This is a genomic window from Wolbachia endosymbiont (group A) of Chalcis sispes (genome assembly GCF_964026765.1).
Classification (GTDB): domain Bacteria; phylum Pseudomonadota; class Alphaproteobacteria; order Rickettsiales; family Anaplasmataceae; genus Wolbachia; species Wolbachia pipientis.
The window spans coordinates 183,580-201,271 of sequence record NZ_OZ034697.1 but is presented as its reverse complement, the minus strand read 5'-3'; the positions used below and the strand labels follow the sequence as shown (position 1 = coordinate 201,271).

Below are 17,692 nucleotides of genomic sequence, written 5' to 3'. Positions count from 1 at the left end.
AACCATAACTTGAAAAGAAATTGATTTTACTATGGACAAGCTTTCTCTATAGGTTACACACTTAAAGCTACTGTTAACTTTTACAAGATATAGAAAATGAAAGAGGCCGGGACCGGAATTGAACCGGTATAAAAGGATTTGCAGTCCTCTGCATAAGCCATTCTGCCACCCAGCCGTTTTTTATGTGTAGATATCCATTATATCTTTTAGCATAGATAAAGCTTCCTCCCTTTTGCGTTGGAAAGTGTTACGTCCAATGATTGAACCATTACCGCCACCCTGCTTAATTTCTTTCGCTTCATTGTATATGTTATCTACTTCCTTCGATTCACCACCAGAAAAAACTACTATTCTTTTCCCTGCAAAACAAGACCTTTTAACATATTCAATTCTTTTAGATAATGATTCAATATTTTCTGTTTCTATTTTCTCCCTTTCCAAATATTTAGTTGGAAGTTTTACTTTTATTATATTAGCGCCAAGCAAAGCTGCCATGTGCGCAGCATAGGCAATAACATCAACTGCTGTTTCACCTTCTTTGGAAATCCCTTCACCGCGTGGATAAGACCATAGCACTACTGCAAGCCCATAAGATTTGGCTTCAGCTATGATTCCACGGGCTTCCTCCATCATATCGAAACACTTAGCAGAACCAGGATATATAGTAAATCCGACAGCTAAGCATCCCAAACGCAGCGCATCTTTCACAGAAGAGGTTATTGCCTGATCAGAGGTTAGATCCTTTGAATGTAAAGAGTTGGAACTATTAAGTTTCAAAATAAGTGGGAGCATTCCAGCATAAGTTGCAGCACCAGCTTCAATCATACCAAGTGGAGCAGCATATGCACTTACTCCCGAATCAACCGCAAGCTGAAAATGATAATGTGGGTCATAAGCATCAGGGTTAACTTCAAAACTTTTAATTGGACCATGCTCAAATCCTTGATCTACTGGCAGAATCACTAACTTGCCAGTGCCGCCAAGCTTTCCATGCATGAGAATACGAGTAAGATTTGCTTTTACCCCAGGGTTTTCACTTTCGTAGTAGCTTAGGACTTGTTTTACTTTATCACTTATCACTATAATTCAAATTGAATTTAAGTTATAGATTGTAACAAAGATGAAGTTCAATACAAGGATTTTAAACTATATCAAAAGCAATTTTATTTTCTACTTTATTCATATAGATTCTTAATTTCTTTCCTTTTATTAATTTACGATTCAGTATTTCTTCCGCTAAGTAACTTTTTATCTCTTTTTCAATAAGTCTCTCTATCGGACGTGCTCCCATTTCCTTACTATAACCTGTTTGTGCAAGATAAGATTTCACTTCATCTTCTACCAAGCAGTTTATGCCTTTTTGCGTCAGCTGCTTTTTCAGTTCCTGAATAAATTTATCTACAATATGCAGAATTATATCCGCATTTAAGTCAGAAAAAGAAATAATCGCATCAAGACGATTACGAAATTCAGGGCTAAAAACCTGTTCTATCGCTTTTTCACTATCACCAGTGTTAAATTTTTTATGCCCAAAGCCAACAAAACTTTTGCTGCGTTCAGCTGCTCCTGCATTAGTTGTCATAATTAAGATTATATTGGAAAAGTTAACTTTACGTCCGTAAGTGTCTGTAACGCAACCATAATCCATAATTTGTAGCAATATATTATAGATATCGCTATGAGCCTTTTCAATTTCATCAAGCAGCACAACACTATATTGATTATTAGATACAGACTCTGTGAGTAATCCACCCTGATCATAACCTACATATCCAGGAGGAGAACCAATCATCCTTGATATCGTATGAGACTCAATATATTCGGACATATCAAAGCGTATAAGATTCATGCCCATGCTTTCTGCTAATTGTTTTGCTAGCTCGGTTTTACCAACACCGGTTGGCCCTGCAAAAAGATAATTTGCTAAAGGCTTATTGTAATTTCTCAACCCAGATTTAGCAATTTTAATAGAATTAACAAGAGATTCTATTGCCTGCTCTTGGCCAAAAATCACCTTCTCTAGATTAGCTTTTAAAGACTTTACTTTCTGCAAATCATCAGATTCAGATCCGCAAGGCACATTTGTAATTCTAGTAATGGTATTCTTAATATCTCTACTATTTACAATTTTACCCCTGTTTCTTAGCAATTTACAATATGCCCCTGCCTCATCAATAACATCAACCGCTTTATCAGGTAATATTCGCCCAGTAATATACTTATGCGAAAGTTCAGCCGCAGACCTAATGGCATTCTTTGTATAATATACTCCATGATACCCTTCATAGTAGTGCTTTATACCATCTAGTATCTTTATCGTTTCGTTAACAGAAGATTCCTTAACATTAATTTTTTGAAACCTCCTCGCTAATGCTTTATCTTTTTCAAAACTATTGCTGTATTCTCTATATGTAGTTGCACCTATACAACGCAGTGTACCTCTTGCAAGCGCAGGTTTGAGTAGGTTACCTGCATCAAGAAAGCTACCACTTGTAGAACCTGCTCCAATGATAGTGTGTATTTCGTCAATAAAAAGGATAGCACCTGGTTTTGCCTCAATCGCTTTTATTATAGATTTTATTCTCTCTTCAAAATCACCTCTATAGCGTGTCCCTGCAAGGAGTGACCCTAAATCCAAAGCATAAATTATACTGGACCTGAGCGCACTTGGAACACTGTTTTCAATGATTTTGAGTACCAAACCCTCAACTATTGTGGTTTTGCCAACACCTGGATCTCCAACATATAAAGGGTTGTTTTTTCTACGCCTCAATAATATTTCTATAGTGCGATTTAATTCATAATCACGACCAATAACATAATCTATTTTTTTGCTTCTTGCATAGTCATTTAAATTTTTACAATAACTTTGTAGAATTTCCTCATCTTTTAGTAGCTCACCTTTATTTACTGTAGTAGGAGCATCATTATTTTTATCAAGTTTTACTTTATGATTAGTGGTGTATTCATCTATATCGTTAGAGTATTTCATGTTAGATATGTGGTAAATCAAATTGGAATCTTTCGCACTTTGTTTCTGCAATAGATCTTCAACGTATAAATCTTGCCCAGACAAAATTTCTACTAGAACACTTGCTCCATTTATTTCTTTTTTCCCCAAGCTATGAGCCCGTATTATTGCTCTGTGTATTATGCATTGAAACATTGAGCTAGGTTTAACTCCACTGATAATCAATTCAGAACTGCTTTGTAAAAACCCTTTTATATTATTATTATAATCATTAGCCTTAATATTGCATCTTGATAGAATGTTATCCATACTGATGATTTCATCGGCTCTGATATTACATCTTGATAAAACGTAATTTACATCCACGTCTTTAGTTAACGCCAGCAATAAATGTTCTACTTTCGCATATTTAAGATTAAAATTAGAAGCAATGAATAGTGCTCTATTCAAACTTGCCTCTAAGTTTTTGGAAATCATCTCCTATTCTCTTTAAAAGTGGGAACTCATATATAATGAATAGCACACAATTATTAAAAAAATTGAAATCCAGCAGTTCGCTGTAGCCAATTTGAATCCCACTCTGGATCTACGTCATAGCACCGCAATATCTCAGCATAGATTCCGCTAATGAGTAGCGGAATGACGAGTTTTACGCTTATCAAATTGTAGGTAAATCCTATTTAATACGCTTTTTCTAGTACTCTGCTTTTCTTCTTAAATGCATTGATCTTTTTTCTACCGTATTTAGTCTTTAACGTACTTGGCCTTTTAAAGACCTTTTTGCTGTTACGTTTTTTAAATTGCACACTACAATCAAAATTTAGCTCTCCTTCTTTGTCTGCCAGTGCAGGCAGTCTTCTCTTATCTTGAGGTGTAACAAAAGATAGCGCATACCCTTCAGCTCCAGCGCGTGCAGTTCTACCTATACGATGAATATAGTCAGCTTGCGATTGTGGTGCATCATAATTGATAACATGTTGAATGTGGGGAATATCAAGGCCGCGAGAAGCAACATCTGTTGCAACCATGATTTGATTACGGCCACGACGAAAAGAATTAATGACCCTTTCGCGCTTGTGCTGCCTTAAATCACCATGAATTGCTAAAGCGCTATAGTCATCTTTGTGCAATCTGTTAGCTAGCTGATCCGCTCCTCGCTTTGTTTTGACAAAGATAATGATTGATCCTTCGCGCTGACATAGTTGTGTAACAAGCTTTTCATATTTTTCTGATTCTGATGCATAAACAATTTCTTGCTTAATTTTTACAGAAGTTGTAACCTCACAATCAACAGAAATACGTTCTGGTCGATTAAGGTACTTCTCAGCAAGTTTTACTATATCTCCAGGAAGAGTTGCAGAAAACATAAGAGTTTGCCTTATTTTAGGCAAATGCTTCATAATTTCTTCAATCTGAACTCCAAAGCCCATATCAAACATACGATCCGTTTCATCAAGCACAAGAACGCTAACATTGCGAGTAATCAAAGTTTTACGCTCAATATGGTCTATAATACGACCAGGAGTACCTATTACAATTTGTGGTTTTTTCTGAAGCTGATTTAGCTGCCTAAAAATAGGCTCACCACCAATCAACAAAGCGACCCTTAGTGCAGAATTTTGAGATAAGAGTTTTCTTATCTCATTTGTTACCTGATGCGCAAGCTCTCTGGTTGGCACGATGACTAAAGCTGAACCAGTGTTAGGCTCATTCAGCAACTTAGCAACCAACGGAATAGCAAATGCTAAAGTTTTTCCAGTCCCCGTTTGAGCAGATCCGAGAATATCTTTACCTTGTAGCGCTAAGGGAATCGCTTGTATTTGAATCGGAGTTGGGACGAAAAGATTATTTTTATCTAGAGCTTGTCTAAGCGAAGCTGGGAGACCCATCTCATGAAAATTATTCACAATACGTTAATCCTGTTAAAAGACTTCATAATAGATTAATCTTCCAATCTTAAATTTATTGCAGATTTTTTATCTTCTCCGTTTCTACCGCGCTCCTCTTTAACCTCATAACTCACCCTTTCTCCTTTTATTCCCTTCTCTTTATTCTCTCCTTTAAGTGCCTCAGGTCTTATTCCCGAACGTTCCAATGTGCTAATATGTACAAAAACGTCACCCCCTTTACCTTCTGGCTTGATGAAACCATAGCCTTTTTCGGCATTAAACCATTTTACATTACCAAATTCCATTTAAACAACTCCTAAATTATTAACTAACATTACTAATGTGATGAAAAACTTTGAAATTACGATTGAGAATGCTTTAAGCTTAGCTATTGAAACTAAACCTTTATACTCCATAGTCTATTCTTAACATTACATGACAATAATACACAATTGTTGTACTTGATGCAAATAAATTTTTTAATCGTTAAGCGAACCTGCAACCGTCATTTCGCTAACTTTAATCGTTGGTGAATTAAATTGCCCACAAAAAGTTAGATCATCTGCAACGACTAAATTGCTAAACATATCCTTCAAATTGCTAGCAATGGTAATCTCATGTATTGGATACGTTATTTTTCCATTTTCTATAAAAAATCCGGAAGCGCCTTGGCTGTAATCGCCATTGATTAAATTGACACCAAAACCAAATAAATCAGTTACATATATTCCCTCTTTCACTTCCTGAATTAATTCTTCAAACGATACATCACCATTCTCAATGTAGAGGTTACTAGCTGCAGGAATAACTGCAGCATTACTTGCACGAGTTGCACTTCCGGTTGTTTCTGAGTCTAATTTTCTAGCCGAGTATAAGTCTAAAATCCAATTTTGTAATATTCCGTTTTTTACAAATATATTTTTCTTGCTAGTTATCCCTTCTCCATCAAATGGTCTCGATGCTATGCCTCTTGGCAACAATGGATCATCGATAATATTAATTCTATCGTTGAAAATCTGAGCGTTTAAACTACCCCTCAAGAAAGAACTGTTGCTTATAATACTGCTCCCATTTATAGCAGAAGCAAAACTTTTTACTAGCCCTTTTGCTGCTCTTTTTTCAAAAATAACTGGAAATTTACCAGTTTTCATTGTACGTGAATTCAATTGATCAACTGCTCTTTTTGCTGCTTCTTTTCCCATTAACTCTGGCAACTTTAAATCACTAAAATTACATGCTATATCATAATCGTAACCAACCTTCATTTCACTTTCTCTTCCAGCAACAACAGAGACCTGATTAGCAAAGGTTGATTTACTAAACGAGCCAATAAAACCAGAAACAGTCGATAATACTGTATTCACTAAAGCGTATGAAGAAGAGGCTCCTTCAGAATTAGTGATACTCTTATGTGCAAGGGCTGAATTTTCTGCAGCTTCAGCAATTTCTTTTAGGTTATCAACGGTTACAACATTATTATCTGAGATACTTAAATCTGCAGAAGAGATATAATTACTACCATTTACAGCAAAATTAATGCAAGGATCTTCTGGCGCATTCTTTGCCATTTCTACCACTTGGCTTACTGTATCACTCAGATTATTCAAATCGTTTGTAGAAATATACGCAGCTTTGTTTTTACCTGCTATAGCTCTGATTCCTACAGTGCAATTTTTAGATTGTGATATTTGCTCAATTTTTGATAGACGCTGAGAAACTGAAGTCTTATTAGTTTCATATATTGTAACTTCCGCATCTTGATTTTGCTTTTTTATTAGTTTAGTAATATCTGCTGCAATATTTAATATATTCATTTTCTATTCCTTAGATTTCTATAAAGATTCTGCACCACCTATAACTTCAATTAAATCAGTCGTAATCGCTGCTTGACGAAAACGATTATAAAGCAATGCTAATTTGTTCAGTATCTCTTTAGTGTTTCTGTTTGCTGATTCCATAGCAACCATTCTAGCACTATTCTCACTCGTTGCACTTTCAAGTAAAGCAGAGTAAAGAGCAATTACAACGTAATCTTGAACCAAAGATTTTAAAATAAATTCAATATTTTGTGGTTCATACTCATAGCCGTAATCTGTTGTTGGACCAGCCAGAGAGCTATCAATCAAGGATGAGTCTTTACTCCATGGTTTTATTGTTTCCAACATTGGTTTTTGCGTGAAGGTATTATAGAATTTACTATAAAAAACTTTAACTTTATCGTATTTACTTAAATCTATACCATCAACCAAAGCTTCTACGTGCTTTAACGTGATTCCCTTACTATTTTCAATTTTTAAGATACTTTTAGAGTCAAATCTATTTTTACCTACATCAAAAGCTTTTTTACCAAGAAATACAATATCTACTTTTTTGCCATTTGCGATTGACTTATTTACACGCTCTTGACTAAATTTGACAATAGAAGAGTTAAAGTTGCCGCACAAGCCACGATCAGACGCAATAATGAATACTAGGTAAGAACCGTCGTTACTGACATTTAGAATTTTTGCCAGTAATTCTTGATCAACTGATAGCATTAATGAAAAAATAATGTTATGCAGCTTAGATACATATAATTTTGAATTTAATAACTTCTTTTGGCTTTGTAACAACTTTGCTGCAGAAACCATTTGCATTATTTTCGTGGTTTTCTGTACAGACCTAATATTCTTAATTCTTAAGGATAATTCCTTTAAGCTCTTCATTTTGTATACAACCCTGATTTATTAAAATATATAACTGTTAGTGTCTAAAAGCAAGTTTTTTTGACATTAAAACCAAGTCTAGCTAAGAAACTTGCAGGTTTATTGTTTGGAGATAAGGATTATATTAAGAAAGTGCTCTAACTTCAGCAATATCAATGTGAAAGTAGCCTAATGGTAATTTCTACACTTTGTGGAATTTTATAATATATAATAAACACAATTAAAACTATTACAACTTGAACACTTATGATCCCATTGTTCTAGTTCCCTGTTACAATTTTTACATTTCCAGCCTGGATCAGGCAAAGCTTCTGAGCCCATCTTGTTTAGCCAATAAATTACCTTGTCGTGTTCTTGCAATGTAACCTTGAGTTGTATTACAATAAAGTAGATTGACATGTAATTAGCTTTTTTCATAGCAGTGTCTAAATATTGACTTGCAAGATCATATTTACCTGAACTCATTGAGGACAAAGCAAGTAAACAGTAACTAAAATAATAATCAGGGCGTAAGTTGTATAGTCTTTCAGCACCTTTACTATTTAAATTGATGTACATTTTAGCTGACTGAGGAGTAGGATTTACTGTATACTCTGCCTCTAGCACTGCAGAAGCTTTTCTGATTTTTCCAAGTTTAATATATAATTCTGCCTTTAAATAATTGATGGGCTGAAAAATTGCACTATAACGTTGTGCTCTAAATAAAGACTTTATAGCCTCCTTAAAATTTCCTTTACTTTCATATTGCTTTGCTAAAGCGCAATAAAACACTGCAAACATTTCTTTATGATCAAAGGGGAGAAAAATATTGGACTTAACTGCTTCCTTCAACCTCAAAATTGCATTAATCCAATCTTCTTTCAATATGCAATGCTCTATTTGAAAGGGAATAGATAGCATTTTATCGTTAATTGAACTAGAGCAATATTCTATAAATTTTTGAAAGACTACTTTTTCTTGTTTGAGGTGGACAATCAGCTTATTGGCTAGAAGTAGAGCTAAGTTACGATTTTTATTTGCAATATTTGTTAAACCGTTACTGAAAAAGCTGTAATTTCCCGTCTTACCTGAGTTAAAGAGCTTTATTAAAGACAACCTATCGCTCTCCTCACTCAGACTTTTAACTAGCTTTTGGGCATTCTCTATATTGTCTAAGTCTATGCTAAAGAAAGCTTCAAAGAGAAGCAATTCTTCCCTATCCCTTCTTCTATTTCTTATGTTGGCAAATGTTGATGAAATGGAGGAAAAAAAGCGTACAAGTGTAATTAATAAAAATAATAAAACTACACAAGTAAAAATAATGAAATATAGATCAATACTTATAGTGTAATTGCCTAATTCCAATTTTATTACTTCACCACTTACCTTGACCCATATACCAAATAAAAACGAAAAAGCGAAAATTATAAAATAAATCATGAGATATATTGTAATAAGTGATGATATATTGTTGAAATATTCTTAGAAGCTACAATAAAACCATTCAATTTATTCAGCCATGGCTTGAATTCTGAATGCGTTAAATTGCTTACTGTAACAGTTATATTTTGCCAATCATTATCATTTATTGACTCCTCAATTTCTGCGAATTTTACTCTTAATGGATCATTTCGGTCATCTACCTTTATCCAGTTTGAAATGATTTTTTTAGACAATGTACTTTTGTTGTAATCGATAGTATCAATAGTTTTTTCAAAAGATAACTTCAATTCGTGTAAGGTATTTATCTCTTTCAAATTTTCTAATTCATCTACTGCATTTTCTATCTCTGGATCGTCAAGCTCTGATATCAAAGGCTTTATTGAATTTATATGGTTATCAAATTTTGCTTCTCGCAATAACGAATTCTTCATTTTAACCACAAGTAATAGCAATTTTGCAAGGTTCTTACATCTTGAATTATTATCACCTTGCTCACACTGAGCATGCTGACTTCTCTTTAAGTCAAATATCCTTTTTTCCATTCTAGATTGATTAACTTCAAGCAACATTTTCAATTCATCTATGTTTTCCGTCAAAACTTTTATACTATCATCGCTTTCTTGTTGATTCATTTTTAAAAAGATTATGTTATTTATTGTGATGTAACCGGTAAATAACAATACAATTAAGAACCAACCTATGTACTTTTGCTGAGTATCATTCATAACGTAGTATCTCTGCAGGATCTTGTGCAGCTGCCTGCAATGCAGGAGCAATTGTCGCTAAAAATGATAAGAGTAACGCAAGTGCAGAAATACTTACTACATCTTGAGGGACTAATATCACCGGTAAACTTGAAAAAAAGTATATCATAGGATCAAACAGCTTGACGTTAGTAATGTTTTCTAAAAACACTCTAATGCTTTCGATATTGAGAGAAAAAACGACACCTATAATACAGCCAAGACAAGTTCCCGTAAAACCGATTAATAGACCACAAGCGCAAAATATGCGCATAATGCTTCCACTTGTTGCACCAAATGTACGCATAATTGCAATCGCGGATTTCTTTTCTTGCACTATCATCATTAAATTTGAGATAATATTAAACGCTGCTACAACTATAATCAAAGTAAGAATTAAAAACATCACATTTCTTTCAGTTTTTAAAGCACTGAAATAATGGCTTTGCTGTGATTGCCAACTTTCAGCTTTCATTCCTATTTCTTTTTCTATAGCATCTGCCAGCTTATCAGCTCTAGTAACGTCGTCTACAAGTACTTCTATATTTTTTATGCTATTTTCATAATTAAAAAAGGCTTGTGCTGATTTTAGAGGCATATATATCAAGGTATTATCATACTCAAACATACCCATATCAAATATTGCTATAACTTTATATTTTTTCATTCGCGGCATTTCACCAAGTAATGCATCAAATTCTTCAGATGATATAAACGTAATTTCGTCGCCATAGTCAATGTTCAAAACTTCTGCCAATCGTGCTCCTATTATTATCCCTTCATCAAATTTTTTTACATCACCTATAATTACATTATTTGTAACGGCAGTACTATCAAGCAAGTCTTTAGTTGACACACCTCGCACTACGCTACCTGCAATTTTACCATTTGCTGCAATAATGACTTGATCATTGGTCATAGGAGTAGCTTTTAATATACCAGGAATTCTCTCAATAGATTTTGAAACTGCGTAGTAATCTGAATTTATGTTCCTATTAAAATAAACATTAATATGGCCATCAATACCAAGTATTGAGTCAAGCAACTTTGCTCTGAATCCGTTCATCACAGACATCACCACTATTAGTGTTGCAACTCCAAGGGCAATACCGATAATAGAGAACAAAGTCATTATAGAGCAAAATCTGGCATTTTTCGCTCGCAAATAGCAAGCAGCCATAGTAATTTCAAAGGCAATGGACATTACAAAATATTTTGAGGTTAAACATTATATTTTTGAAACTTCGTATAATTGTAGACTTTTCTTTATTTGAAAACTAGAGATTTTTGCTTCCTTAAATTTAGCAGGCTTATAGAATATATTCAATACTATAACATTAGAATTTCAAAATCTTCCATATACATCATCCAACCTCACTATATCATTATCAGATAAATGCTCTCCTATCTGAAATTCAACTATTTCAAGTGGAAAGCTTGTGCTTCTATTTTCAATCCTATGGGAAACTTCCCTTGGGATTTCTATCATATGGTCTTTTACTATAGCATATTCTTTGTCTTCTAAACTAACATACCCAACTCCTGATAGCACTATATGGTATTCATCTCTATAGTGATGGAATTGCTTAGAAGTGCAGCTTAATGGATTTATAAAAAGATATTTTATAAGAAAATTTTCGCTCATTAAAATTATACTACAAAATCCCCATGGTTTAACTTCTTTCCTTATCGCCTTTACTTTCTTAACTTTATGAATAAATGAAATTAGACTTTTGTTTGGTTGCTTACAAGCTCCACCCAATAAATTTTTATTACTTTCTGTCGTTGAAACTGGTTCTTTTTCTCTAATCACATGCTGAAATGACACCGGTTCTTTACTAAACTTCTCACTCAATTCTAAAACTGAATTCCAAGTTCCAACATCCAACCAATCGAAATTAGCTTCTATCATTGCAACGTTTTTTGCTTTTTCCATCACCAAGTAATCAATGGATATGTCTTTAATTCCTGCAAAATCTTGTTGTTTTAAATATAGAAATCTCTTTTGCGGTGTGAAATGTTTAAAACATGAATTGTAAAGATTCAGGGCAGATTTTTTGATCTCATCTATGTAGCGTTTTGCTTTAAACACAAATATTCCAGAGTTCCAATAATGATCGTTACTTAATTCATGCTCAGGTTTCTCTATGAAATCCTTCACTATATGATACTTTTCCTTATGATCATAAACTGCTTTTATATAGCCGTATTCAGAATTGAATTCATTAGGCTTAACCCCAAAAGTGACTATAGAGTTAGTTTCAGAGGCTAACTTAGACGCTTTTTGAGTAGAAGCATAAAAACTATTCAAATCACCTATGAAATGATCTGAAGGCAGAATTAACATTGTCTCGTTTTCATTGCAGAGAAGCGCAGCAATTAATATCGCTGCTGCTGTTCCAATTTTCACTGGTTCGAAAATCACTTTATATTCTCGCAGCGCATGCAACTCCTTCTTCACTAATGACTCGTACTGTATATTTGTAGCAATTATGGGCGGCATATAATCGCTTTTTAGCCTCAACAAAGTGTTGTGAAACATAGTGTTCTGACTAAATATTTTCTGAAATTGCTTTGGCCTGAATAAAGGCCAAAGTCTGCTGCCACTACCACCACATAGTATTACAGGGCGCATATAGTTAAGAAAATTAATTAAATAATTAATATCTTATACTAAGAGTAAAATGCATGCAAGTTTTTGTTGTGGAATAGTTAATAAAGAAAGTAAATGTTGATTTAAAGTAATTGCTAATGAGAGTGATCATGTGTAGCGCCTTGCCCTTGCTGTGAATTTCTTCTATTTTGTAATTCCTCAACATGACCTTTTCTTTTATCACTTAATATTTCATTACCCTTATTTTGTTCTTCCTCAGGACTCTTTAGTATTTCATTACTCTTGCTAACTTCTTTATCATCCCCTTGTTTCTTTGGCCTTCTAGCGTTAAGCTCATCCCATGTGCCCACTAGTGAATCACGATTCCCATGATCCGGCTTTAGCCTTTCTTCACCTTTAATAACATTAAAGTCACTTTTTGCTTCTTCCAAACATCCTTTCAGTTGGTGTTTCCACATGGTGTAGTAAGCATCACCATATTTTTTCTCATTTGCTACAAACAATAAAATTGGAGCCTTAAGTATGGTAGCTCCCATATCCACTAAATTTTTTACTGCCATTGCAGGAGTAAATAAAAGATAACCAAAAGACTTTGCAATTGGGTTTTGTTCGCTTATTAAATGCTCCCCTAACTTTATAGGAAGAGAAGTCAACAATTTAGTACAAACTTTAGCTAAACTTGTAGCAAAAACGATAGGAACAGATATAAGACTTTTATCTAGCTCTAGATTACCATTCTGATCTCTAATTTCTGAAAAATGGGTGCTTAGCTTCTTGTAATCACTAGTGTATAATAATTCTCCATTTCTTCCTTTTTCATCAACAACTTCCTGAACTTTACCTTCTTTATTTTTTACCTCTTTAGTTAGCACAGAAGAGTTAGTTAATTCAAACGGATATTGAGGATCCTTAGTTTTTTCAGCTTCAAAAATTGGCACGTGTTTTTTCAAATCCATTCTCGAAAAGCCTAATGGCTCAAAATATGACTTATGCAACTCATTTATCGGAATTTGCTTACCCTGATTGTCTATATAATTGATAGTAAAATAAGATCTATCATTATCTTTATCTTTGGTAACTAAAGATAATCTGAAACTTGGTTGTTCTCCATTCTCATCTTTTTGACCATACAAAAGTTTATAGGTTGGATTTTTATCTTTATCTAGTATAGCATTTCCATGCATATCCCTGTTTTCTATGATTTTAGCAGACTGTACAATTTGATCATAATTTTTTGGATACTGGCATTTCCTTCCATCATACATCATTACCTTTCTAAGGTCTTCGACGTAAACTTGAGATTCAGGTGAAGTAAGCAGACCTTTTGCTTTAAGTGTAAGATCTATTGCTCCCTTTTTTAATGCTTCAAACATATTGTCAAACCAAAATCGCTATAATGCTATAGTTCAATAATAAAACTAGTACACTAATAATATATTAACACAGCACCGGTGATTTTACAAGAAAATACGCCTGTAGAAGATAAAGATTGTAAAAGCGAGGGTTATATAAGTAATGCTTGATAAGTACTTTATGCATGTAATTGTAAAAATCCTCAAAGGTACGCTGTGTATATAATCTTCGCATACTACCTGCATTCCAAGAACTGCGTGCCAAAAAATGCAAAACAACAATACAACAAAAAATAAAAGCTCTAGAGGGTGATTAATAAATTTTTCACTAAAAGACAAAGAGCTATCAGTATAAAATGTGCAAGAAAATGAATAGATAAACCAAGGAAACAGGAACAGTAAAATTACCGCAGAAACACGCTGAACCCACCAATGATGTACTGAATTTCCAGACTGACTCATATAAACATAAATAAAAAAGCCATAGTAGAAAGAAGTAGCGTTACTGTCAGCAGTATAGCACTCCTTGAAACGCCAGTAATTTCTAAATTAAGCCCAGCATCCCACAATAAATGACGAATACCATTAAGAAAATGATATACAAAACTTATAAAACATAAGACATAAGCTAATTTAGCAACAGGAGTGAATAATAATGCATTTAAGTACCTTACTATAAGTAACTCAGGAAAGTAAACATGTAATATGAAATACCAAGAAAGTATCATTAATAAAAGGAATAGCAAGATACCAGTCAATCTATGCATAATAGAGAAAAAACTAGTAACTTGTACTTTATATATTTGTAAATGTGGAGAAAGAGGTCTATCACTCATAAAATTCCGTTATCGGGAAATTAAAATAAAGTAGAAGTAAAGACAGCAGTATAGCACATAACAACACCATCATTAAAAATGGTAAGTTATGCGCAAAGCCTAAGGAGGTAATCCAGCTGCAGATTCCCCTACTGCTACCTTGTTACGACTTCACCCCAGTCACCGATCCCACTTTAAATAACTCCCTCCTTGCGGTTAGGTCGTTAGCTTCGAGTGAAACCAATTCCCATGGCGTGACGGGCAGTGTGTACAAGACCCGAGAACGTATTCACCGTGGCGTGCTGATCCACGATTACTAGCGATTCCAACTTCATGCACTCGAGTTGCAGAGTACAATCCGAACTGAGATGGCTTTTAAGGGATTAGCTTAGCCTCGCGACTTTGCAGCCCATTGTAGCCACCATTGTAGCACGTGTGTAGCCCACTCCATAAGGGCCATGATGACTTGACATCATCCCCACCTTCCTCCAGTTTATCACTGGCAGTTTCCTTAAAGTCCCCAGCATTACCTGATGGTAACTAAGGATGAGGGTTGCGCTCGTTGCGGGACTTAACCCAACATCTCACGACACGAGCTGACGACAGCCATGCAACACCTGTGTGAAACCCGGCCGAACCGACCCTATCCCTTCGAATAGGTATAATTTCCATGTCAAGGAGTGGTAAGGTTTTTCGCGTTGCATCGAATTAAACCACATGCTCCACCGCTTGTGCGGGTCCCCGTCAATTCCTTTGAGTTTTAATCTTGCGACCGTAGTCCCCAGGCGGAATGTTTAACGCGTTAGCTGTAATACAGAAAGTAAAACTTCCCATATTTAACATTCATCGTTTACAGCGTGGACTACCAGGGTATCTAATCCTGTTTGCTCCCCACGCCTTCGCGCCTCAGCGTCAGATTTGAACCAGATAGACGCCTTCGCCACTGGTGTTCCTCCTAATATTTACGAATTTCACCTCTACACTAGGAATTCCTCTATCCTCTTTCAATCTCTAGATTAGCAGTTTTAAAAGCAATTCCAAGGTTGAGCCTTGGGATTTCACTTTTAACTTACTAATCCGCCTACGCGCCCTTTACGCCCAATAATTCCGAATAACGCTAGCCCTCTCCGTATTACCGCGGCTGCTGGCACGGAGTTAGCCAGGACTTCTTCTGTGAGTACCGTCATTATCTTCCTCACTAAAAGAGCTTTACAACCCAAAGGCCTTCTTCACTCATGCGGCATGGCTGGATCAGGCTTTCGCCCATTGTCCAATATTCCCCACTGCTGCCTCCCGTAGGAGTCTGGACCGTATCTCAGTTCCAGTGTGGCTGATCATCCTCTCAGATCAGCTATAGATCATTGCCTTGGTAGGCTATTACTCCACCAACTAGCTAATCTAATATAGGCTCATCTAATAGCAATAAATTTTTCCCCCGTAGGGCGTATACGGTATTAGTTGCCGTTTCCAACAATTATTCCGTACTACTAGGTAGATTCCTATACATTACTCACCCGTCTGCCACTAAGTTATACCATAGCAAGCTACAATATAACTCCGTTCGACTTGCATGTGTTAGGCCTGCCGCCAGCGTTCATTCTGAGCCAGGATCAAACTCTCAAATTTAGACTTCAACCTATAAAAGGTTGAGGGTACATCGGATAAATCCGACAAAAAAATAATTTAGCTTAATACTGCTGTCTTTATTTCTACTTTAGAAATATTTTAATCTCCAACTATTCAAACAACTTTGAGAACATTATTATGTGATATAATCACTATGTCAATATGTTTTTGCAAATCAAAAGCATTAATGTATAAATATATAACTATTTGGAATATTACCATGAAAAAATACATCTTTCTGCTTGCACTCGCGCCAATGTTAGTTGGCATCACATTATACTTATTGCGCAACATTGATAACACAAAACAATCTATAACTGCAGGTGACAAGTTTTACGAAGTATTATTCTTAAAAAAAGATAATAAGCCGCTGCTAGAAGAAATAGATTCAAATTGGGAGTATTTAGCAAATTTTGAACGCGCATTCAATCATATCTCAGATTCAATGCCAACAGACACAGCATCTATTTATAATGATTTGGCAGATGATAAAGATGCTCCTGGTGTTTTGCGTGAGTTAGCACAATATTTAGAAGTAATGAGCTTACTTCACTCCAACGGTGAAAAAATAAATAAAGATAAAATTGATAATTTAGAATCAAGCACAGTATACCCTTATTCAAGCCAAGAAGCCATCGCTATAGTAAAGATACACAATAACGACGTTAAGGGTGCAACTGAAATATTGCGTTCCCTATTAAATGATAGAAAATGCCCTATCCTAATCAAAGCTAATGCACAAGAATTACTCAGGATATATGGGAGTTAACTCATTGGACTTTTTGCATAGCTTTTGGCAGCGCATCGGATGAAACGAAAAAACTTACTTGACACCCTTCGCCAGCCCCCTTATCATGATAGTGAAGCTATTGTATTTGCTTTCGCCAATCTGCAGATTAAAAGGTAAGGATTACTTAATGTATCGGCGTCTTATGTTCAATTTTTTGCAGTATATAGATACTGTATGTCTTTACAAAACTTCATCTACATCTAGATTTTTATCTAAATAAGCTGAACGCGCTTATAAAGCGTTACAAGACATCAAAAAATGCCAATACTCGACAGAGATAGTAAAAGACTAGCTAACTCGGGGATTCTTTGTCTTTTTTTCTGCTTAGTAAACTTCTTAAACATTTGCAGCGTAAGTTAGTTGCAATTAAAAGCAGCTTAATCTTGCTTGTCAAGCGTTTAAAACATAAAAAACGCCAATATTTTAAAGCGGATAATAACCCCAGGGTTTCTTTTGCCTTTTTTTTCATTTGGTAAATTTTTTAAATATTTATGGCTAAAGATTGCACGAATGTTGCAATTACAAAAACGATTTCTACTAGGGTGTCATCCCAGTGTCACGCACTGGGATGACACCATTCTTTTTCCTGGATCCAAGTAGTCAGGGCACTGGGATGACAGCTACCCTGACAATCGTCATCCCGCTGCTTGTTGGCGGATACCGCGGCGGTATGACGTAGAAGTTATACTTTTATGCTTACCAACTTAATAAAATTCCTTGATTCCAGTGTCAGCTACTTTCATGACACCAACAGTTGATATTGGT

Annotated in this window: 14 protein-coding genes, 1 tRNA gene and 1 rRNA gene; 1 reads left to right on the top strand and 15 read right to left on the bottom strand. The window is 35.0% G+C overall.

The genetic code is table 11. From position 1 onward, the window contains the following. Nucleotides 1-103: 103 nt before the first annotated feature. The 15 genes from AAGD72_RS01010 to AAGD72_RS00940 all read right to left on the bottom strand — a co-directional run bounded on the left by AAGD72_RS01010 (nucleotide 104) and on the right by AAGD72_RS00940 (nucleotide 16,137). Nucleotides 104-175: transfer RNA gene (locus AAGD72_RS01010), tRNA-Cys, on the bottom strand. A 5-nt stretch (nucleotides 176-180) separates the two neighbouring features. Next, the gene (locus tag AAGD72_RS01005; RefSeq protein ID WP_038228077.1) at nucleotides 181-1,077 is read right to left on the bottom strand and encodes a class I fructose-bisphosphate aldolase; all 897 of its coding nucleotides are present in this window, start codon (nucleotides 1,075-1,077) and stop codon (nucleotides 181-183) included. Between the two features lie 64 nt (nucleotides 1,078-1,141). Next, nucleotides 1,142-3,448, bottom strand: coding sequence for an AAA family ATPase (locus AAGD72_RS01000; protein WP_070357007.1), 2,307 nt, complete (start codon nucleotides 3,446-3,448; stop codon nucleotides 1,142-1,144). A gap of 203 nt (nucleotides 3,449-3,651) precedes the next feature. After that, nucleotides 3,652-4,860, bottom strand: coding sequence for a DEAD/DEAH box helicase (locus tag AAGD72_RS00995; protein ID WP_174515734.1), 1,209 nt, complete (start codon nucleotides 4,858-4,860; stop codon nucleotides 3,652-3,654). A 53-nt stretch (nucleotides 4,861-4,913) separates the two neighbouring features. Next, the gene (locus AAGD72_RS00990; RefSeq protein ID WP_006279919.1) at nucleotides 4,914-5,165 is read right to left on the bottom strand and encodes a cold-shock protein; all 252 of its coding nucleotides are present in this window, start codon (nucleotides 5,163-5,165) and stop codon (nucleotides 4,914-4,916) included. Between the two features lie 174 nt (nucleotides 5,166-5,339). Beyond that, nucleotides 5,340-6,674: a TldD/PmbA family protein gene (locus AAGD72_RS00985; protein WP_010081974.1), complete on the bottom strand. Its 1,335-nt coding sequence runs from the start codon at nucleotides 6,672-6,674 to the stop codon at nucleotides 5,340-5,342. 18 nt (nucleotides 6,675-6,692) lie between these two features. Next, nucleotides 6,693-7,565, bottom strand: a complete 873-nt coding sequence (gene atpG / locus AAGD72_RS00980) for an ATP synthase F1 subunit gamma (RefSeq protein ID WP_341814902.1) — start codon at nucleotides 7,563-7,565, stop codon at nucleotides 6,693-6,695. Nucleotides 7,566-7,763: 198 nt separating this feature from the next. Next, nucleotides 7,764-8,984: a hypothetical protein gene (locus AAGD72_RS00975; protein WP_007548692.1), complete on the bottom strand. Its 1,221-nt coding sequence runs from the start codon at nucleotides 8,982-8,984 to the stop codon at nucleotides 7,764-7,766. Continuing rightward, nucleotides 8,981-9,712: a hypothetical protein gene (locus tag AAGD72_RS00970; RefSeq protein WP_341814901.1), complete on the bottom strand. Its 732-nt coding sequence runs from the start codon at nucleotides 9,710-9,712 to the stop codon at nucleotides 8,981-8,983. The genes AAGD72_RS00975 and AAGD72_RS00970 overlap by 4 nt, the downstream gene beginning before the upstream one ends. Further along, entirely contained in the window at nucleotides 9,705-10,934 is a 1,230-nt protein-coding gene (locus AAGD72_RS00965; protein WP_341814900.1) for a lipoprotein-releasing ABC transporter permease subunit, read from the bottom strand. The genes AAGD72_RS00970 and AAGD72_RS00965 overlap by 8 nt, the downstream gene beginning before the upstream one ends. A 141-nt stretch (nucleotides 10,935-11,075) precedes the next feature. Further along, complete coding sequence (locus AAGD72_RS00960; protein ID WP_341814899.1) at nucleotides 11,076-12,365, bottom strand: sugar phosphate nucleotidyltransferase; 1,290 nt, start codon at nucleotides 12,363-12,365, stop codon at nucleotides 11,076-11,078. Nucleotides 12,366-12,478: 113 nt separating this feature from the next. Next, nucleotides 12,479-13,717 (bottom strand): hypothetical protein, encoded by a 1,239-nt coding sequence (locus AAGD72_RS00955; protein WP_010082038.1) that lies wholly within the window; start codon nucleotides 13,715-13,717, stop codon nucleotides 12,479-12,481. Between the two features lie 84 nt (nucleotides 13,718-13,801). Next, the gene (sdhD, locus tag AAGD72_RS00950) at nucleotides 13,802-14,158 is read right to left on the bottom strand and encodes a succinate dehydrogenase, hydrophobic membrane anchor protein (RefSeq protein WP_007548461.1); all 357 of its coding nucleotides are present in this window, start codon (nucleotides 14,156-14,158) and stop codon (nucleotides 13,802-13,804) included. Further along, nucleotides 14,155-14,532 (bottom strand): succinate dehydrogenase, cytochrome b556 subunit, encoded by a 378-nt coding sequence (gene sdhC, locus AAGD72_RS00945; RefSeq protein WP_007548462.1) that lies wholly within the window; start codon nucleotides 14,530-14,532, stop codon nucleotides 14,155-14,157. The genes sdhD and sdhC overlap by 4 nt, the downstream gene beginning before the upstream one ends. Before the next feature lie 100 nt (nucleotides 14,533-14,632). Further along, nucleotides 14,633-16,137, bottom strand: a 16S ribosomal RNA gene (locus AAGD72_RS00940). 154 nt (nucleotides 16,138-16,291) lie between these two features. On the opposite strand from AAGD72_RS00940, the gene AAGD72_RS00935 reads away from it, so the two are divergent. Then, nucleotides 16,292-16,906: a hypothetical protein gene (locus AAGD72_RS00935; protein ID WP_006279813.1), complete on the top strand. Its 615-nt coding sequence runs from the start codon at nucleotides 16,292-16,294 to the stop codon at nucleotides 16,904-16,906. Nucleotides 16,907-17,692: the final 786 nt, after the last annotated feature.